This window comes from Flavobacterium sp. NPDC079362 (assembly GCF_050267765.1).
Classification (GTDB): Bacteria; Bacteroidota; Bacteroidia; order Flavobacteriales; family Flavobacteriaceae; genus Flavobacterium; species Flavobacterium azizsancarii.
Map to the genome: position 1 here is coordinate 1 of NZ_JBNNFM010000076.1, position 1799 is coordinate 1799.

The 1799-nt window shown below is 33.1% G+C and carries 2 protein-coding genes; both read right to left on the minus strand.

Annotation, left to right across the window (positions count from 1 at the left end):
- Positions 1–222: 222 nt before the first annotated feature.
- Positions 223–516 carry a putative quinol monooxygenase gene (locus tag ACQKCJ_RS24700; RefSeq protein ID WP_021190094.1) on the minus strand — a complete coding sequence of 98 codons (294 nt, stop codon included), beginning with the start codon at positions 514–516 and terminating at the stop codon, positions 223–225.
- Between the two features lie 100 nt (positions 517–616).
- On the minus strand, positions 617–1477 hold the full coding sequence (locus ACQKCJ_RS24705; protein WP_021190095.1) for a helix-turn-helix domain-containing protein: 861 nt from the start codon (positions 1475–1477) through the stop codon (positions 617–619).
- Positions 1478–1799: the final 322 nt, after the last annotated feature.

Here is a 1799-nt window from a genome sequence, read left to right on the forward strand (position 1 = left end):
CTTCGAAAACTCCATAATACGTATTAAGCTTCCTGCGGTTCCGTTCAACGGGCTTTCATCTCGTGCCCTCCGGGCAAGACGAAAGCTTAGTTATTGTGGGCTGGGTTTCTTCGTCAGTCTAAGCTTAATTTATTATGAAGCTGTTTTGTAAACAAAGGCAACCTGTCCAAATTCATTTACAGAACTTTGACAGGCTGCCATTTTATAATAATTGTGGTATGTTTATTTAACCGCTAAAACGTCCAATTTCTCAATAGATGGTGCAGTAGCCAACAATTCAGGTGCATTTTCCATTAACGCCTTTGCAATCTTACCACCAAGATGTGCTTCTCTGCCTTCTTCATCTGAAAAAGTGTCAAAAATGCCAAATGTAGAAGCGTCAATACGGAACGCATACCACGTAACAGTACCTGCTTCTTCATTAGCGAGTGGCAATGCACTTGTGATAAAGGCTTCAACATCTTTTTCTTTTCCTGCTTTAGCTTCTAGTCGAACTAATAATCCTAATTTTTTCATGTCTTTTTATTTTTAAATTAAACCAATTTTGTTTTAACAAATGTAGCACCTTTAAACTTGTGGTGCTTTTTTATTTAGTTCAAAAACTTATGAAAAAAGGTCAAGTTTTCATCATGTTTTTTGGACTGTAACCAAATTCGTTTTTAAAGGCTGTGCTAAAATTTGATAAGCTGTCATAACCAAAGTCCATATAGATTTCTGATGGGGTTGCTTCATTATTAAGCAATAATTTTTTGGCTTTGTTGAGTCGTTTTAGTTGAAACCATTTTCCTGGAGACTCTTGATATAATTGTAAAAATTTCCGCTTAAAAGTAGACAGACTCATATTACATAGAAAAGCGACCTCGTCAATATTCAAACTCGTGTACAGATTTTTTTCAATGACCATTTTAAAAGATAATTCTCTTTCATTGATTAATAATGAATGTAGATAAACAAAAAAACTTTGCCCATACTTATCAGCCAGATACAGCATAATTTCTTCAAATTTCAATTCCAGAATCTTTTGAGAGATTGTTTGATTCAAACCATAAATTTGTTGAATAGAATTAATAAAATGGATAATAAAATTGTCTTTTTCCATAAGGAAATAGGGACTACTGGCCGCTGATTTATTTAAGTCATTTGGGTTAAATAAATGCCCATATTTCAATAAAAAATCATTAATGTTTTTTTGAGAAAAGAAAAAGAGTAGGCAACTATAACTATTTGCCCCTACAATTTCTGTTGTTAAAAAATTCCCCGATGCAAGAAGCAAGGATTGTGTATCATCGATCGAAACGATGTCATTAGAAAAGTGAATGTCCTTTTGTCCGTCCAACAAAAAACTGAATACATTTTTGTTTAGGTTAATCTTATTTTTGGAAACAAGTTTATACGCCTCGTAGTTAGCAATTTGCAGGTCTGAAGTGTCCGTGTAGTTATTTTCAAATAAATCTTCTGGCAAATTTGTAATGTCCATGATAGTGTTGTTTTAAAAAACATTTTGGCATTGTAAATATATTAAAATTCTATTTCAATAATTGTTTGCTCAAGTTTGGATGAATAGGTCGTTTACCCTTGCACACAACGTTCCGGCGCTTGGCGAGGTTGCGAACTTCGGAACTAATTATTTTCTATTAAAGATAAAATTTCTTGCGAAATGTAAACGTGAATTTACTACAAAATTCGCAATCTTGCCAAACGCCTGTTGAACTAAACCTCCGGTAGCTTTCGCTGCGATGATTTAGTACCTTAGTATTTATTAACGTTTAAATAATTGATAATATGGTAACTAAAAAAAA

Bases quoted from the DNA above. Each gene is read 5' to 3' on its own strand.
- ACQKCJ_RS24700 (WP_021190094.1), bottom strand. From the start codon at position 516: ATGAAAAAATTAGGATTATTAGTTCGACTAGAAGCTAAAGCAGGAAAA.
- ACQKCJ_RS24705 (WP_021190095.1), bottom strand. From the start codon at position 1,477: ATGGACATTACAAATTTGCCAGAAGATTTATTTGAAAATAACTACACG.